We start from the raw sequence: 16,021 nt of genomic DNA on the forward strand, positions 1-16,021 counted from the left end.
AAACCTTGTGTTTACGCGATGGGGTTATCCGAAGAAGACGCCCGCCTCCGCGTAGAGGCTCGGATCGACCGTCTTGATCTGCGATGTCGCCGCCGCCAGCGGCACCCGCACGATGTCCGTGCCGCGCAGCGCGACCATCTTCCCGAAGTCCCCGTCCCGCACGGCGTCGATCGCGTGCAGCCCGAAGCGGGTGGCCAGCCAGCGGTCGAAGGCGCTCGGCGTCCCGCCGCGCTGGATGTGGCCGAGCACGGTGGTCCTGGCCTCCTTGCCGGTGCGCTTCTCGATCTCCTTGGCCAGCCATTCGCCGACCCCGGACAGCCGTACGTGGCCGAAGGAGTCGAGCGTGCCGTCCTTGAGGACCACCTCGCCGTCCTTGGGCATCGCACCCTCCGCGACCACCACGATGGGTGCGTAACGGATCTTGAAGCGGCTCTCGACCCAGGCGCAGACCTGGTCGACGTCGAAGCGCTGCTCGGGGATGAGGATGACGTTGGCGCCGCCGGCCAGCCCCGAGTGCAGCGCGATCCATCCGGCGTGCCGGCCCATGACCTCGACGACGAGGGCGCGCATGTGCGACTCGGCGGTGGTGTGCAGGCGGTCGATGGCCTCGGTCGCGATGTTGACGGCGGTGTCGAATCCGAAGGTGTAGTCGGTCGCCGACAGGTCGTTGTCGATGGTCTTCGGGACGCCCACGCAGTTGATGCCGTACTCGTCGGCGAGGGAGGTGGCCACACCGAGCGTGTCCTCGCCGCCGATCACGATCAGCGCGTCGACCTCGAACTTGGCGAGGTTCTCCTTGACCCGCCGGATGCCGTTCTCCGCCTTCAGCGGGTTCGTACGCGACGACCCGAGGATCGTGCCGCCGCGCGGCAGGATCCCGCGCACCGCCGGGATGTCGAGCGTCACGGTGTCGCCTTCGAGCGGCCCGCGCCAGCCGTCCCGGAAGCCGATGAAGTCATAGCCGTACTCCTGGACGCCCTTGCGGACGACGGCGCGGATGACCGCATTGAGCCCCGGGCAGTCACCGCCGCCGGTCAGTACTCCGACCCGCATGGATCTCTCCCTTTTGTCGACGTTGACAATGTGGCAACGCTAGCGTGATCCGCGTCACACGAGGGATGGGTCGGCAGGTGAATTCCCCGGGATCATGGGGACGTCGGCCGGCTCCTCACCCAGGGATTTCACTCGTACGGGCGGAAAACGCCGGGGCCTCGGGATCGAAGGCCGCCACGCCCTCGGTCGGCGACGACGCCTCCGCGTAATGCCGCCGGGGGATCCGGCCCGCCCGGTGCGCGAGGCGGCCCGCCTCGACGGCATGCCGCATCGCCTCGGCCATGAGAGCGGGCTCCTGGGCCCGGGTCACCGCCGAGGCCAGCATGACGGCGGCGCAGCCCAGCTCCATGGCGAGGGCGGCGTCGGACGCCGTACCGGCACCGGCGTCGAGGATCACCGGGACGGTGGCCCGCTCGACGATCAGCTGGAAGTTGTGCGGATTGCGGATACCGAGCCCGGAGCCGATGGGTGAGCCGAGCGGCATGATCGCCGCGCAGCCGACGTCCTCCAGCCTGCGGGCGAGGACCGGATCGTCGTTGGTGTACGGCAGGACGGTGAAGCCGTCGTCCACCAAGATCTCGGCGGCGTCGAGGAGTTCGACGGTGTCGGGCAGCAGCGTGCGCTCGTCGGCGACCACTTCCAGCTTCACCCAGTCCGTGCCGAGCGCCTCGCGGGCCAGCCGGGCGGTGAGGACCGCCTCGCCGGCCGTGAAGCAGCCGGCGGTGTTGGGGAGCACGCGGATACCGTGCTTGCGCAGCAGGGACAGGACCGAGCCCTTCACGGTCGGGTCCAGGCGCCGCATGGCGACGGTGGTCAGCTCGGTACCGGAGGCGATCAGCGCCCGCTCCATGATCTCCAGGCTGGGCGCGCCGCCCGTGCCCATGATGAGACGGGAGGAGAAGGTCGTACCGGCGATGGTCAGCGGGTCGTCGGCCATGGTGATCAGCCTCCCTGTACTGCGGTCAGGACCTCGACGCGGTCGCCGTCGCGGAGCGCGGTCGCCGGCCACTGCCCGCGCGGCACCACGGTCTCGTTGAGCGCGGCCGCCACCCCGGAGTGCGCGGTGGTGAGCGTCGCGACCAGGCGGTCGAGGGTGATGCCGGGCTGGAGCTCGCGGGACTCGCCGTTGACCTTCACCTGCAGACGGATCATGCGGGCTGCTCCAGCCGTGACGAGAAGCGGGCGGGGGAGAAGTGCCGGGCCTGGGGCGGGACTTCGCCGCCGGACAGCAGCCCGGCCATGATGTCGCCGGTCACCGGCGTGAGCAGCACCCCGTTGCGGTGGTGCCCGGTTGCCAGCAGCAACCCGGGCAGCCCCGGCACCTCGCCCAGCATCGGGGCGTTGTCCGGCGACCCTGGGCGCAGGCCCGCCAGCGTCTCGACCAGGGGGAGTTCGGTGATCCCCGGTACGAGTTCGTGCGCGTCGCGCAGCAGCTCGTACACGCCGCCCGCCGTCACCGTCGTGTCCCAGCCCAGCTCCTCGCTCGTCGCGCCGACCACCAGCTCGCCGTTCTCGCGCGGCACCAGGTAGACATGCCCGCCGCGCACCACGGCCCGTACGGTCCGCGACAGGAACGGCGCGTACGCCGCCGGGATCCGCAGCCGCAGCACCTGGCCCTTCACCGGGCGCACCGGCGGCAGCACGTGCTCCGGCAGGCCGCCGACGGTGCCGCTGCGGCTGCCCGCGGCAAGCACGGTCCGGTCGGCGGTGAGCGTCGTCCCGTCCCGCAGTACGGCGCCGCGCGCCCGGCCCCGTACGACCTCGACGCGGTCCACCTCCGAGCGGTGGAAGTCGACCCCGCTGAGCTCGGCGGCGCGCAGGAGCGCCTTCGCGAGGCGGCGGGGGTCGACCTGGTGATCCCCGTCCACCCGCAGCCCGCCGCGAACGCCCGGCGCCAGCATCGGCTCCAGCCGACGGCACTCGCGGCCGCTCAGCCACTCCGACTCCAGGCCCAGGCGGCTCTGGAACGCGTGCAGTTCGCGCAGGTCCGCCCGGTCGTCCGCGTCCAGCGCCACGGCGAGCGTGCCGCACCGGCGATACCCCAGGCCCAGGCCGGTCGCCTCGCTCAACTCCTCGGCGAACGCCGCGTACCGGCGCGCCGAGGCGAGGTTGAGCTCCAGCAGCTCCTGCTCCCCGTACTGCAGCTCCGTCACCGCGGCCAGCATCCCGGCCGCCACGTGCGCGGCCCCGCCACCCGGTTCGGGGTCCGCCACGGCGGTACGGAGGCCCAACTGGGCCGCCCGCCACGCTGTCACCAGGCCGATGATGCCGCCGCCCACGACGACCACGTCATACCGATGCATCTGCTGCACCTGCTTCTTCTCCCTTCGCCGGCATGACCCGGATCAGGTTCGTACGGTCGGCGGCCGTCCAGCCGCCCTCTCAGCCCGGTCCGCCGGGCTCCCGCGAGTGCGTTTGCCCAGCCACCCTAGTACGCCCCCGCGCCGCCCCGCCATGGCCCTTCCGGCCCCTGCACCGGTTCGACTCCCCCCGCCCCGCCCCTTCCCGAAACCAGGGGGCAAGCCCCCTGGACCCCCGAACGCCCTCCGGGCGGGTCCTCAAACGCCGGACGGGCTGAATTTGCCGCGGGGCGCGGGAAAAGGAGGGCTACGGTGAAGGCGTGAGCAGCAGCGGCGCGCAGCGCGTGGTCATCGTCGGGGCGGGGATGGCGGGGGTACAGACGGCGGTGTCCCTACGGGAGGAGGGGTGGGGCGGGAGGATCACGGTGCTGGGGGCGGAGCCGCATGAGCCGTATGACCGGCCGCCGCTGTCGAAGGCGGTGTTGCTTGGCGGCGGAGCCGAGGGCGTGGCGTTCGATGTGGACTTCGGGGCGATCGACGTGGAGTTGCTGCTCGGCCGGGAGGCGACCGGGCTGAACCCGGCCGACCGTGAGGTGACGACGGCCGCCGGGGCGGTGCCGTACGACCGGTTGGTGATCGCGAGCGGCGCGGAGCCGGTGACGTTGCCGGGCGGGGGCGGGTACACGCTGCGGACGTTGGATGACGCGGCCGCGCTGCGCCCCGTGCTGGACGAGAAGCGGGATGTGGTGGTCGTCGGGGCGGGCTGGATCGGCGCGGAGTTCGCGACGGCGGCGCGGCAGGCGGGCTGTGCGGTCACCGTGGTGGAGGCGGCGGACCGGCCGCTGGCCGGGGTGATGCCGGGTGAGATCGGCGACCGGATGCGGGGCTGGTACGCCGAGGCGGGCGTGGAGCTGCGGACGGGCATGGCCGTGGCGGCCGTGGAGCCCGGCGAGGTGCTGCTGGACGACGGCACGCGGCTGGCCGCCGGGGCCGTGGTGGTCGGGATCGGCGCCAGGCCGGCGACGGACTGGCTGGCCGGGTCGGGGGTCGCGCTGGGCCCGGACCGCGCGGTCCGGGCCGACGACCGGCTGCATACATCCGTACCGGATGTGTACGCGGTCGGGGACTGCGCCTCCTTCCCCTCGGCGCGCTACGGCCGGCGGCTGCTGATCCACCACTGGGACAACGCCGTCCAGGGCCCGCGCGTCGCCGCCGCGAACCTGATGGGCGGCGACGAGCGCTACGACCCGGTGCCCTATTTCTGGTCGGAGCAGTTCGGCCGCTTCGCGCAGTACGCCGGGCACCACCCGGCCGCCGACACGATGCTGCAGCGCGGCGACCCGGACGGCCCCGCCTGGTCCGTCTGCTGGCTGCGCGAAGGCGTGCTGGTGGCGCTGCTGGCCGTGGGCCGGCCCCGGGATCTCGCACAGGGCCGCAAGCTCATCGAGCACGGCGCGCGGCTCGACACGGGGCTCGCCGCGGACCCCGCGGTACCACTGAAGACGGCGGTTCGGTAGGCGGTGCGGTATCGCACTGTCGGTCCGGGATGGCAGGCTTGTGTTCGTGACCGAGATCGACGCAAAGATTGACGCCCTCGTACCGTCCTGGCTGACCCTCCCCGATGTCGCGGAGCGCCTAGGCCTGGAGGTGACCCGGATCCGGCCGCTGATCAAGGAAGGTCAGCTGATCGCGGTACGCCGCGGTGAGAACCGGGTCCTGATGGTTCCGGCCGACTTCATCGGCGAAGGAAAGATCGTGAAGGGCCTCGCAGGCACGCTGACCCTGCTCAAGGACGACGGGTTCAGCGATGACGAGGCCCTCGAATGGCTGTTCACCGCGGATCCCACCCTGCCCGGCACGCCGGCGCAGGCCCTGCGCGAGAATCGCGGGACCGAGGTGAAGCGCCGGGCCCAGGCGCTCGCCCTCTGAGCCTCTGAGCAGCACGCCCGACACCGAGGGGGACCTTCCGTATGACCGCCCATGCGCAGCTCGCCGACGCCCGCGTCTACCTGTGCACCGATGCCCGGAAGCGCCAGGGCGACCTGGCGGCCTTCGCGGACGCGGTGCTGGCGGCCGGGGTGGACATCATCCAGCTGCGCGACAAGGGGATCGAGGCCCGCGAGGAGCTGGAGCACCTCGCGGTCCTCGCCGAGGCGTGCCGTCGGCACGGCAGGCTGCTCGCGGTCAACGACCGGGCGGATGTCGCGCACGCGGCGGGCGCGGACGTACTGCACCTGGGGCAGGGCGACCTGCCGGTGCCGGCCGCCCGCGCGATCCTCGGGTCCTCCTCCGACGAGGTGATCATCGGAAGGTCCTGCCACGCCGAGTCCGAGGTGGCCGCGGCCGCCTCGGAGCCCGGTGCGGACTACTTCTGCACCGGGCCCGTCTGGCCGACCCCGACCAAGCCGGGGCGACACGCCCCCGGCCTGGACCTGGTCCGGTACGCGGCGGCGCTCGGCACCAGCCGGCCGTGGTTCGCGATCGGCGGGATCGACCTGGGCAACCTCGACCAGGTGCTCGACGCCGGGGCCCGGCGGATCGTCGTCGTACGGGCGATCACGGAGGCCTCGGACCCGGGTGCCGCGGCCGCCGAGCTGGCCAAGCGGGTACGCGAACGCGGGTAGCGAACGGCGGGACCACTGTCCCAAGGCGTGGACAAACCATCGCCGCTGGTTGGGGCATCACACAAGCGCGGCTAGCCTGAAGCGCATGGCCCTCGGTACAGCATCCACCAGGACCGACCGCGCAGCCACCATCCGTGAGCTGCTCGCTTCCGGTCAGCGTTCGTACTCGTTCGAGTTCATGGCGCCCCGTACCGACAAGGGCGAGCGGACCCTCTGGAACGCCATCCGCCGGATCGAGGCGGTCGCACCGACCTTCGTGTCCGTGACGTACGGCGCCGGCGGCAAGTCCCGCGAGGGGACGGTGCGGGCCACCGAGCGGATCGTCTCGGACACCACGCTCACCCCGGTCGCACACCTCACCGCCGTCAACCACTCCATCGCCGAGCTGCGCAACATCATCGGCCAGTACGCCGACGCCGGGATCCGCAACCTCCTCGCGGTGCGCGGCGATCCGCCGGACGACCCGATGGGGGACTGGGTCCCGCACCCCAACGGGGTCGCCTACGCCGCCGACCTCGTCCGGCTCATCAAGGAGTCCGGCGACTTCTGTGTGGGCGTTGCCGCGTTCACGGAAATGCACCCCCGGTCGACCGACTGGGAGAGTGACACCCGTCACTTTGTCGACAAGTGCCGGGCCGGGGCGGATTACGCCATCACGCAGATGTTCTTCAGAGCCGACGACTATCTGCGGCTCCGTGACCGGGTCGACGCCGCGGGATGTGTCACTCCGATCATCCCCGAGATCATGCCGGTCACGAACGTGAAGCAGATCGAGCGCTTCGCGCAGCTGGGCAACGCGCCTTTCCCCCCGGAGCTCGCGGACCGTATCCTCGCGGTCAAGGACGATCCGGCCGCAGTGCGGGCGATCGGGGTCGAGTACGCGACCGAGATGTGCCGACGGCTCATGGCCGAGGAGATTCCGGGACTGCACTTCATTACCCTGAACCACTCCACGGCGTCGCTGGAAATCTACGAGAATCTGGGACTCCACCAGAGGTCGTGAGGGGCGGAACCGCCGCCCGTCGGGGCCGCCGACGGTGAACGGTGAGGAAGTGCGACATGGGCTACACGGTGCTCTACATCGCGTTCGGCGTGGTCGCCCTCTGGCTGCTCGGCGAGGTGCTGCTGCAGTACAAGGCGCGGCTGCGCTGGCGCCTGCTGGCCTTCGCCGGCTTCCTGGGTGTGGTGTTCGGCGTCTACCTGCCCTCCGTCATCGTCATCGGCGCCGGAGCGGCGGCCTTCGCCACCGGGCAGACCTTCGTCACCCTCTCGTACCGCAAGGGCTTCGCCGAGGGCTGGGCGATCAGGGGCCGGCCCACCGCGGAAGCCGACAGCGCCAGCGGCAGCAGCAGCGCCGGTGGTGGCGGTGGTAGTCGCCGTCGGCGCAAGGGCAGTGCCCGGGGTGACGAGGCGGCTGCCGCCTCCTACGACTCCTACGACGAGCAGCAGCCGATGCAGGCGGCCGAGCCCGTGGAGGCGGCCGCCGAACAGACCGCGGTCTACGGCGGCTTCGACTCCACGCAGATCTACCAGCCCATGCCGATGCACGACGAGAGCGGCGAACTCCCGCTCTACGACGGCCAGTCCACGTACACCCCCGACCCGTACACCAGCGGCGGCTACGAGGGTTACGGCGCCCAGGGCTACGGCAGCGAGTGGTCCGCGGAGCAGCAGCCCGCCACGGCGGCCTACGCCCAGGACCCCCAACAGCAACAGCAGCAGCAGTACGCCGCCGCGTGGGACACCTCCCAGCAGACCTACGGCTACGACCCCGCCACCGGCGGCTACGCCGACCCCTACGCCGCCCCCCAAGCGCCCCAGTACGGCTACGACACCCCCGCCGGCGGCGTCTGGGTCCCCCAACAGCCCACCGGTGACCCCGATCCCTCCCAGCAGCAGTACATCCCCCCGCAGCAACAACCCCACCCCGACCAACCCCAGTACGCCGACCCGTACGACCCCTACCGCTTCTGACCCGTTCCTTGACGCCGGACGGGCTGAACCCGGGGCGGGCAAGCCGCAGGCGTCAGCGGCTGCCGCCCGGGCCGCCGGCGATGAGGTCGGAGACGATCGCGCCGGACATGCCGGTGTGGGCGAGGCCGCCGCCGGGGTGGGCCCAGCCGCCGACGAAGTAGAGGCCGGGGAGGGCCGCTTGGTTGGCCGTGCGGAGGAACGCGCCGGCGGCGCCGGCGAGGGCGGGGCCGGGGATGGCGTCGGTGGGGGCGAGGGCGTGGTGCCAGAGGAGGCGGCCCCGGAGTCCGGGGACGGCCGCTTCGGCGGCGAGAAGGGCATCCTCGGGGTCAGCCGAGCCAAGAGGCACCTGGAGCGTGACCGCCTCGTGGCCGTCGTCCGGCCGCGTCGCCGGGTCGTCGGGGCGCAGCACCACCACATCGCGTCCCCCCGCCGGGGCCGAGCCGTGCACCACCGTACGGTGCACCGCCTCGGCCGGGCGCGAGCCACGAAGCGCCAGGCACACCACGACGCGGCGGGCCCCCGCCGACCCCCAGACAGGCCATTCGTCCTGGTAGTCCCAGGGCACGACCTGTTCCCGATGGAGCGCCGGGACGGGCGCACCGGCCACCACCACGTCCGCCTCCACCCGCGCCCCGTCGGAAAGCAGCAGCCCCGCCGCACGGCCGTCCTTCTCCACGACCTCCTCGACCTCCGCCCCGAAGCGGAAGTCGACCCCGCGGGCCACGCACCGCTCGTACACGGCGTCCGCGAGCGCCCGCATGCCCCCGTCGACGTACCACGTGCCGAAGGTGTGCTCCATGTAGGGCAGCACGGTCGCGCTCGCGGGCGCGACCGCCGGGTCGAAGCCGTACGCCACCGCGTAGTGCTCCAGCATGGCGGCCAGCCGCGGGTCGGCCAGCTCGCGTGCGGCGACCTCGGCCAGCGTCGGCGCACCGCGCCGGAAGAGCCCGCGCCGTACGGGGGGCGCCGGATAGGGATCCCGGTCGAGCGGTGCCGTGTCCGCCGCCAGGGCGTCCTCGAGGAGGGGGCGCCGGGTGGCCTCCCAGACCTCGCGGGCGCGGCCCAGCAGGTCTGCCCAGCGGGTGCCCGCGCCCGCGCCGAGCGCGTCGTCAAGGGCGGCGATGACTCCGGCCCGCGAGGCGTTGGGGAGGGCGACGGAGGTCCCGTCGTCGAAGACGTGCCGGATGGCGGGGTCGACCTGGCGCAGGGAGATGCAGGCCTCCAGGGGCTCCTTGCCGGTCTTGATGAAGAGGTCGCGGTAGACGGCCGGCAGATGCAGCAGCCCGGGACCGGTGTCGAAGACGAAGCCGTCCCGTTCGTACCGGCCGACGCCGCCCCCGTACGTCGCCGAGCGCTCGTACACCGTCACCCGGTGCCCGCCCGTGGCGAGCCGGGCAGCCGCCGCCAGCGCGCCCATGCCCGCGCCGATCACCGCAATCCGTGCCATGAGCAGGACTCTATGCCAGGGCGTTGCCCCGCCTTGCCGCCCGCCTGGCCTGCCGGCGGCGCCAGTAGCGGCGGATGCGGGACAGGACGAAGTAGACCGTCACCCCGCCCAGCACCAGCGCGACCGCCGCGATGATCGCGGCCGGGAGTGGGTGGAAGAGCGCGAAGACGATGATGCCGGAGACCCCGAGGTCCTCGCCGAGGCTGACGATGATGTTGCTGGCGGGCTCGGGCGAGGTGTTCACGCCCATCCGTATCCCGGCCTTGACCAGGTGGCTGGCGAGCGCGGTCGTACCGCCGACGGCAGCTGCGGCGAGCTGCGGCAGGGAGCCGTCGTGCCCGGCGATGAGCGCGGCCACGACGCCGCCCGCGATGGGGCGGATGACGGTGTGGACGGCGTCCCAGCCGGTGTCGACGTACGGGATCTTGTCGGCGACGGCCTCGCAGAGGAAGAGCACGCCGGCGACGACCAGCACGTCCGTACGTTCCAGGGCCGGCGGGACCTCGTCGCTGACGCCGGTGGCGCCCATGAGGCCGAGCAGCAGGACCACGGCATAGGCGTTGATCCCGCTCGCCCAGCCGCTGGTGAAGACCAGGGGAAGTACCGACATGGACCGTGATGCTAGCGAAAAGCACTCATGGCCCGATGAGTGAACCGTCCCAGCCCTGAGTACGTGTACCTAGAAGCCCGGATAGGTAGGTGCGCGGATAGGCATCCACCCGCGTAGACGCCAAGGTAGAGGCAACGGACGGGCGCGATGCCGGACCGCCGACACGGGGCGGCGGAACGGCATCGCGGCAGCCCGGCCGTGAACGGGGGCAACACGGGGGAAAGCGCTGTCCCGGTACGGCCCGACGGGGGATCGGACCGTACCGGGGCAGCGTGCATCCACGCCCCCGCACCGTCACGTGCCCCCGCACAGTCACGCGTTGGCGCGTCCCGCCACCCGCCCCTGCAGCAGCCGGGACAGCGCCGCGTGGACGTCGTCGATGCTGCGCTCGGGCTGGAACGACAGCCAGTCCAGGGCCGCGACCAGCACCATCCCGAAGAGCGCGGACGCGGTGAGCTGGATGTCGATCTCGTCGCTCAGCTCCCCGGCCTCCACCGCGTCCCGCAGTGCCTGCTCGACGACCGCTATGGCCTGCTTGCGGACCACCAACAGCGTGTCCTGCCAGGCCCGGTTGGTGCGCCACAGCTCGGCGACGTACAGCTGCGTGAAGGACGGATAGCGGGCGATGAAGGACAGCCCGGCCCGGATCATCGCGTCGATGCCGTCGACCTTGGTGCCGCCGCGCCCGGCGACCTCGGCGGCCGCCTCGCGCAGGGAGTCGGTGAGCAGTCCGACGCCGTGCCGGAGCAGCTGCTCGAAGAGCTCGTTCTTGCTGGCGAAGTTGTAGTAGACGGTGCCCTTCGCGACCCCGGCACGCTCGGCGATCTCGTCCACCGTGGTGGCGGAGAAGCCCTGCTCTGCGATGAGGGTGACGGCGGCCTCGTAGAGCTTCTGCCGGGTGACCTGACGTCGTGGGCTGTTCATAGCGTCCGATTCTCCCTGCTGGGGGCGCCGCGGGCGCAGCGGGTTCACAAGGACAGCTCAGGATGCAGCCGGTCCAGCGTCCAGACCTGCTTACGACGCGCCGACCAAGCGGTGAGGGTAAGCGCGCCGGCTGTGAATACGCCCAGAACCAGGCAGGCCCGCCACACCGGCCACAGCTCGCCGCCGGTGATCAGGTGCCGCAGCCCGTCGACCACGTACGTCATGGGCAGGAGAGGGTGCAGCACGTTGAAGAACCCCGGGCTGGTCTGCACCGGGTAGGTGCCGCCCGCCGAGGTCAGCTGCAGCATCAGCAGCGCCAGCACCAGAACGCGCCCCGCCGGGCCGAAGCGGGCGTTGAGCCACTGCACGATCGCCGCGAAGCAGGCGGTGACCAGCAGCAGGAAGCCGATCGTGCCGGCCGCCCGCACCATCTGCAGGCCGATCGCCCAGTGCAGGACGGCCAGCAGTGCCAGCGTCTGCGCGACACCCATCGCCACCACCGGCAGCCAGCCCGCGATCGCTGTCCGCCAGGCGGGGGCGCCGGTGGCCAGGGCGCGCTTGTTGAGCGGCTGCAGCAGCATGTACGCGACCATCGCGCCGACCCAGAGCGAGAGCGGGATGAAGTACGGGGCGAAGCCGGTGCCGTAGTTGGCCGCCTTGTGGAGGTTCTGGGAGGCGAGCTGGACCGGGTCGGACATCACCTTGGTGCGGGCGTCGCGCGTCTGCGTACCGTAGTCCGGGATCTTGGACGCGCCGGTGTGCAGGCCGCTGGCGAGCCGGCCGCTGCCGTCGGTGAGCTCGGTCAGGCCGGTGGTCAGCTGGTTGGCGCCGCCGGACAGCTTGTACATGCCGCCGGCCAGGTCGTCGGCGCCGGTGGACAGCCTGCCGATGCCGGTGTCGAGGGTGCCGGCCCCGGTCGAGGCGGTGCCGAGCCCGGTCGAGACCTTCCCGGCACCGGTGGCGACCTGGTGGGCGCCGGAGTTGAGGGCGTTGACCTTGGTGACGACGGCGTCCAGTTCCTTGGGGAGGTCCGCGGTCGCCAGCTGCTGGGCGATGGAGTGGACGGTACCGAGGTCGTCGCGCAGGGCGTCGATGTCGGTGGTGCTGTTCTTGACGTACGTCTGGAGCTGGACGGCCAGGGCCGCCACGTCATCGGCGCTGTCCGCGGCCTTCTTCAGCGCCTTGCACTCCGAGGTGACGGCCCCGAGCGGGCACTGGCTGTCGTACGTGCTCCGCAGCTGCGCTGCGGCCGAGCGGGCCTGCGCGGCGGCTCTGGCGGTGTTGGCGGGCAGTTGGCCGAGGCCGTCGCGGATCGCCTGCGAGCCGGTGGCGACCAGCCTGGCGGCCGCGTTGATCTCCTTGGCGTGCTTCTTGACGAACGCGATCTCGTCGGAGGCGCCGTTCACCTTGTCGGCCAGGATCTGCGTGCCGTCGGCGACCTGCCTCGCGCCCGTGGCCACCTTGCCGGCGCCGGTGGAGAGCGTGCCCAGGCCGGTGGCCAGGGAGTGGGCGCCCGTCCTGGTCTTCTTCAGGCCGCCCGCGAGTTGGTCCGCACCGTCCTTGGCGGTGTCGATGCCCTCGCCGAGCGTCACCGAGCCGTCCTCGGCCTTGCCCGCGCCCGTCGTGACGTCGTCGGCGCCGTCGGCGGCCCTGGTGGTCCGGTCGTGCAGATCGGAGAAGGAGACGTAGATCCTGTCGTAGAACTTCCTGGAGGCCTGCGTCGAGACCGTGGACCGCACCTCGGAGAAGACGGTCCGTGAGATCTGCCCGACGATGTAGTTGTTGGCGTCGTTCGTCCGCACCCGCAGCGCGGCCGTCACCGGGTCCTTGCCCCCGCTGGAGGTGACGCGGTCGGTGAAGTCGGCCGGGACGGTCAGCGACAGGTAGTACGTGCCGTCCTCGACGCCCTTGGCGGCCTCGGTGGCGCTGGTCTGCTGCCAGTCGAAGGTGCCGCTGTCCTTCAGGCCCTTGACGATCGTGTCGCCCGCCGTGCCCTTGTCGGCGTTCACCAGCGCGACGGGGAGCTTGTCGAGCCGGCCGTACGGGTCCCAGAACGACCAGAGGTACAGGGCTCCGTACAGCAGCGGCAGCAGCAGGACCGCCACCATCGCGGCGCGCGGCAGCCGCCCCCGGCCGAACCTCCTCAGCTCAAGCGCTGCCAGCTTCGGCGTACGCATCGGCTGCCCCCTCCTTCGTGTCGTCCGTGTCGTTCGGGTTCTTCGTACGGATCACCAACGCGCCGTCCGGCGCCTCACCGCAGACCGCCAGCACCGTCGTCCCGCCCTCCGCGACGGCCCGGAGCATCGCCCAGGCCTGCGCGCGCTCGGCGTCCGACAGCTTGTGGTCCGCGTCGTCCACCGCCAGCACCTTCGGGCGGCCCAGCAGCGCGAGCGCGGTGCCCAGGCGCAGCGCCTCCAGCCGCTCCAGGTCCCGGGCGGCGGTGCGCGGCCCCTTGACCAGGCGGTCCAGGTCGAGCCCGGCCGCGGCCAGCGCCTCGGCGATGCGCTCGCGGTCCTGCGGCGGGTCCCTGCGGACGAGCTCGCGCAGAGATTCGCTGAACCGGCGCTGCAGCAGCACGCGTTCGCGCAGGTGCTCGCCGACCGTCAGCGCCGGGTCCAGCTCCGACACCCCGGCCACCGGCCCGAGGGCCGCGATCCGCCGGACGGCTGCGGCCTGCTTGGGCAGCCGGTGCCCGGCGACCTCCGCGTAGCCCTCGGTCGTGCGCATCCGCCCCGTGAGCGCCAGCAGCAGGCACGTCCGCCCCGAGCCCGACGGGCCCTCGACTGCGGTCAGGCTCCCCTCGGTCGCGGTGAACGTGACGTCCCGGAACGCCCAGCCACGGGGGCCTTTGAGCCCGAACCCCTCTGCCTGGATCACGATTCCCCCTTTGACTATTGAACTGACCAGTCAGTGCAAAAACAGTATGCCGTATGAGTCGGCGAGATGCCCAACGACCCCTGGACCGAGGTCATTCACGCAGGTCAGGGCGATTGTCAGTGCCCTGCTTCACCATGGGTGGAGATGGGCCCGAAGGAGGAGGTTCGCGATGACCGCACCCGCGCAGAGGCCGAACGGCGCGCTCGACGTCCACCCCGTCCTGCGCCGCGCCGCCGCCCCGGCCGCCGCCATCGACCTGCTGGGCCAGGCCCGGCGCGGCCTGGCCGAAGCCGCCGCCCTCGAGACCGCCAACGAGCGGTACGCGACCGCGCATCTGGCCGCCCTCCGCACCGCCGCCGCCGTCCTCGCCGTCCGCGGCCGCCCCGAGCCCGCCCGCCGCCGCCGGCCCCGGATCCGTACCGCCTGGGAAGTGCTCCCCGAAGTCGCCCCCGAACTCGCCGAATGGGCCGCCCTGTTCGAGGCCGGCGCGCGCCGCCGCGCCCTCTGCGAAGCCGGCATACAGGGCGCCGCCACCTGGCGCGACGCCGACGATCTGGTGCGCGCGGCAGCCATGTTCCTGCGCCTGGTCGACCGCCTGCTCACGGGCCTGCCCAGGCTGCCGCCGCAATAGATCCGGGCTGCCGCCGCACTAGAATAGATCCGGGCTGCCGCCGCACTAGAGTGGACCTGCCTGGATAGACCGACCCCCGCGAGGAGCCGTCCGCATGTCCCGTGAAGGAGGGGCCGACCCGATGCGGCCCCGCGCGTCCCTGCGTACCGCTGTGGTGTGGGAGGTCCTGCGGGACGCCCTCGACCGGCAGGCCAAGGCAGCAGGCCGGGATGTGCTGGATGTCCTCGACACCGGTGGCGGGACCGGCAACTTCGCGGTGCCCGTGGCGCGTCTGGGCCACCGGGTGACCGTCGTCGACCCCAGCCCGGACGCCCTGTTCGCGCTGGAGCGCCGCGCCGCCGAGGCCGGCCTCACCGACCGGGTGCGTGGCGTCCAGGGCGACGCCCACGGCCTGCTGGATGTCGTGGAGCCCGGCGGGTACGACGTCGTGCTGTGCCATGGCGTGCTGGAGTACGTGGACGACCCCGCCGAGGGGGTACGGAACGCGGTCAGCACCCTGCGCCCTTCCGGCACCCTCAGCCTGCTCGCCGCCAGCCGCTACGGCGCCGTGCTGGCCCGGGCCATCGCCGGTCACTTCGCCGAGGCCCAGCACAGCCTCACCGACCCGGCCGGACGCTGGGGCGCCGGGGACCCGGTGCCCCGCCGCTTCACCGCCGAGGACCTCACGCGCCTCGTGGAGGGCGCCGGCCTCCGGGTCGGCCCCGTCCACGGCGTCCGTGTCTTCGCGGACCTCGTCCCGGGCGTCCTCGTGGACACCGAGCCCGGCGCCTTCGACGCCCTGCTCCGGCTGGAGCTGGCCGCTGCCGAACAGCCCGCGTTCCACTCGATCGCGACTCAACTGCACGTGCTCGCTGAGCGTGGCTGAGCCGGCCGGTGCGGGTAGTGCGTCACACGCCACCCAGCGCGACGTTCAGGGCCGTATGCTGGCATGACGTAACCAGGGGCGGGGAATGAACCCCCCGTCGGATTGGCGCAGTGGGGCGGGTTTCACGGGGGCGATTCCCTGCCTATCCTGGAAGGGTCGTACCGGTCGCTCCCCTGCGACCGACGAGTAGGAGGTCTCCGTGCCGCTCTCGGAGCACGAGCAGCGCATGCTCGAGCAGATGGAGCGAGCGCTGTACGCCGAAGATCCCAAGTTCGCGTCGGCGCTTGAGGGAAGCGGGCTGCGCACCTACACCAGGCGGCGCGTCTACCTGGCGGTTGCAGGCTTCCTGGTGGGTATCGGGCTGCTCATGGCGGGCATGATCGCCAAGCAGCCGTGGATCAGTGTGGTCGGCTTCCTCGTCATGCTGGGCTGTGCCGTCCTGGCGGTCACCGGCTGGCGTCGCGTCGTGAAGCCCGGTGAGCAGCCTCAGGCCCCTGCGGGCCGCCAGCATCATCACGTACGCGGGCAGCGACATCCTCGCCGCCGCGGCCGCATGATGGACCGCATCGAGGAGCGGTGGCAACGCCGCCGCGACGAGCAGGGCCAGTAGAGCTCAGGCAACACCGAGGGGCGGGGGGGGGGGGCGGGGCCCCCGCCCGCCCCACCACCGCCCTGCTCGACGCCGACCTCAAGATCGCGGAGAGCGTGATCGCGGC

17 protein-coding genes and 1 riboswitch are annotated in these 16,021 nt (G+C 72.3%); of the genes, 8 read left to right on the forward strand and 9 right to left on the reverse strand.

All coding sequences use genetic code 11. The features are described from left to right. Positions 1-24 precede the first annotated feature (24 nt). From ACFXJ5_RS14775 to thiO, 4 genes are all read right to left on the reverse strand, one after another. The gene (locus tag ACFXJ5_RS14775; protein WP_384630751.1) at positions 25-1,053 is read right to left on the reverse strand and encodes a 6-phosphofructokinase; all 1,029 of its coding nucleotides are present in this window, start codon (positions 1,051-1,053) and stop codon (positions 25-27) included. Between the two features lie 115 nt (positions 1,054-1,168). Continuing rightward, positions 1,169-1,990 (reverse strand): thiazole synthase, encoded by an 822-nt coding sequence (locus ACFXJ5_RS14780; protein ID WP_384630752.1) that lies wholly within the window; start codon positions 1,988-1,990, stop codon positions 1,169-1,171. A gap of 5 nt (positions 1,991-1,995) precedes the next feature. Then, positions 1,996-2,205, reverse strand: a complete 210-nt coding sequence (thiS, locus tag ACFXJ5_RS14785) for a sulfur carrier protein ThiS (protein ID WP_384630753.1) — start codon at positions 2,203-2,205, stop codon at positions 1,996-1,998. Continuing rightward, a complete protein-coding gene (gene thiO, locus ACFXJ5_RS14790; RefSeq protein WP_384630754.1) occupies positions 2,202-3,356 on the reverse strand; it encodes a glycine oxidase ThiO in 1,155 nt (384 codons plus the stop codon). The genes thiS and thiO overlap by 4 nt, the downstream gene beginning before the upstream one ends. Before the next feature lie 2 nt (positions 3,357-3,358). Continuing rightward, a riboswitch (TPP riboswitch) is annotated at positions 3,359-3,470 on the reverse strand. Positions 3,471-3,673: 203 nt separating this feature from the next. Here thiO and ACFXJ5_RS14795 point away from each other — a divergent pair. From ACFXJ5_RS14795 to ACFXJ5_RS14815, 5 genes are all read left to right on the forward strand, one after another. Beyond that, a complete protein-coding gene (locus tag ACFXJ5_RS14795; protein WP_384630755.1) occupies positions 3,674-4,870 on the forward strand; it encodes an NAD(P)/FAD-dependent oxidoreductase in 1,197 nt (398 codons plus the stop codon). Between the two features lie 46 nt (positions 4,871-4,916). Beyond that, complete coding sequence (locus tag ACFXJ5_RS14800) at positions 4,917-5,282, forward strand: Rv2175c family DNA-binding protein (protein WP_384630756.1); 366 nt, start codon at positions 4,917-4,919, stop codon at positions 5,280-5,282. 41 nt (positions 5,283-5,323) lie between these two features. Further along, on the forward strand, positions 5,324-5,977 hold the full coding sequence (thiE, locus tag ACFXJ5_RS14805) for a thiamine phosphate synthase (protein WP_384630757.1): 654 nt from the start codon (positions 5,324-5,326) through the stop codon (positions 5,975-5,977). Positions 5,978-6,062: 85 nt separating this feature from the next. Beyond that, the gene (gene metF / locus ACFXJ5_RS14810) at positions 6,063-6,980 is read left to right on the forward strand and encodes a methylenetetrahydrofolate reductase [NAD(P)H] (protein WP_384630758.1); all 918 of its coding nucleotides are present in this window, start codon (positions 6,063-6,065) and stop codon (positions 6,978-6,980) included. Between the two features lie 56 nt (positions 6,981-7,036). Beyond that, positions 7,037-7,951 (forward strand): hypothetical protein, encoded by a 915-nt coding sequence (locus ACFXJ5_RS14815; RefSeq protein WP_384630759.1) that lies wholly within the window; start codon positions 7,037-7,039, stop codon positions 7,949-7,951. Positions 7,952-8,003: 52 nt separating this feature from the next. On the opposite strand, the gene ACFXJ5_RS14820 is transcribed toward ACFXJ5_RS14815, so the two are convergent. The 5 genes from ACFXJ5_RS14820 to ACFXJ5_RS14840 all read right to left on the reverse strand — a co-directional run bounded on the left by ACFXJ5_RS14820 (position 8,004) and on the right by ACFXJ5_RS14840 (position 13,809). After that, the gene (locus tag ACFXJ5_RS14820) at positions 8,004-9,398 is read right to left on the reverse strand and encodes a phytoene desaturase family protein (RefSeq protein WP_384630760.1); all 1,395 of its coding nucleotides are present in this window, start codon (positions 9,396-9,398) and stop codon (positions 8,004-8,006) included. Positions 9,399-9,408: 10 nt separating this feature from the next. Next, entirely contained in the window at positions 9,409-10,008 is a 600-nt protein-coding gene (locus ACFXJ5_RS14825; RefSeq protein WP_384630761.1) for a DUF4126 domain-containing protein, read from the reverse strand. A 312-nt stretch (positions 10,009-10,320) separates the two neighbouring features. Next, on the reverse strand, positions 10,321-10,932 hold the full coding sequence (locus tag ACFXJ5_RS14830; RefSeq protein WP_384630762.1) for a TetR/AcrR family transcriptional regulator: 612 nt from the start codon (positions 10,930-10,932) through the stop codon (positions 10,321-10,323). A 44-nt stretch (positions 10,933-10,976) separates the two neighbouring features. After that, positions 10,977-13,109 carry a YhgE/Pip family protein gene (locus tag ACFXJ5_RS14835; protein WP_384630763.1) on the reverse strand — a complete coding sequence of 711 codons (2,133 nt, stop codon included), beginning with the start codon at positions 13,107-13,109 and terminating at the stop codon, positions 10,977-10,979. After that, complete coding sequence (locus ACFXJ5_RS14840; RefSeq protein ID WP_384630764.1) at positions 13,081-13,809, reverse strand: ATP-binding cassette domain-containing protein; 729 nt, start codon at positions 13,807-13,809, stop codon at positions 13,081-13,083. The genes ACFXJ5_RS14835 and ACFXJ5_RS14840 overlap by 29 nt, the downstream gene beginning before the upstream one ends. A gap of 169 nt (positions 13,810-13,978) precedes the next feature. Here ACFXJ5_RS14840 and ACFXJ5_RS14845 point away from each other — a divergent pair, with 169 nt between their 5' ends. The 3 genes from ACFXJ5_RS14845 (at position 13,979) to ACFXJ5_RS14855 (ending at position 15,915) form a co-directional block, all read left to right on the forward strand. Beyond that, positions 13,979-14,440: an SAV_6107 family HEPN domain-containing protein gene (locus tag ACFXJ5_RS14845; protein WP_384630765.1), complete on the forward strand. Its 462-nt coding sequence runs from the start codon at positions 13,979-13,981 to the stop codon at positions 14,438-14,440. Positions 14,441-14,534: 94 nt separating this feature from the next. Then, complete coding sequence (locus tag ACFXJ5_RS14850) at positions 14,535-15,305, forward strand: methyltransferase domain-containing protein (RefSeq protein ID WP_384630766.1); 771 nt, start codon at positions 14,535-14,537, stop codon at positions 15,303-15,305. 199 nt (positions 15,306-15,504) lie between these two features. After that, positions 15,505-15,915: a DUF3040 domain-containing protein gene (locus tag ACFXJ5_RS14855; protein WP_384630767.1), complete on the forward strand. Its 411-nt coding sequence runs from the start codon at positions 15,505-15,507 to the stop codon at positions 15,913-15,915. Positions 15,916-16,021: the final 106 nt, after the last annotated feature.

It is taken from the genome of Streptomyces sp. NPDC059373, assembly GCF_042751495.1.
Taxonomy (GTDB): Bacteria; Actinomycetota; Actinomycetes; order Streptomycetales; family Streptomycetaceae; genus Actinacidiphila.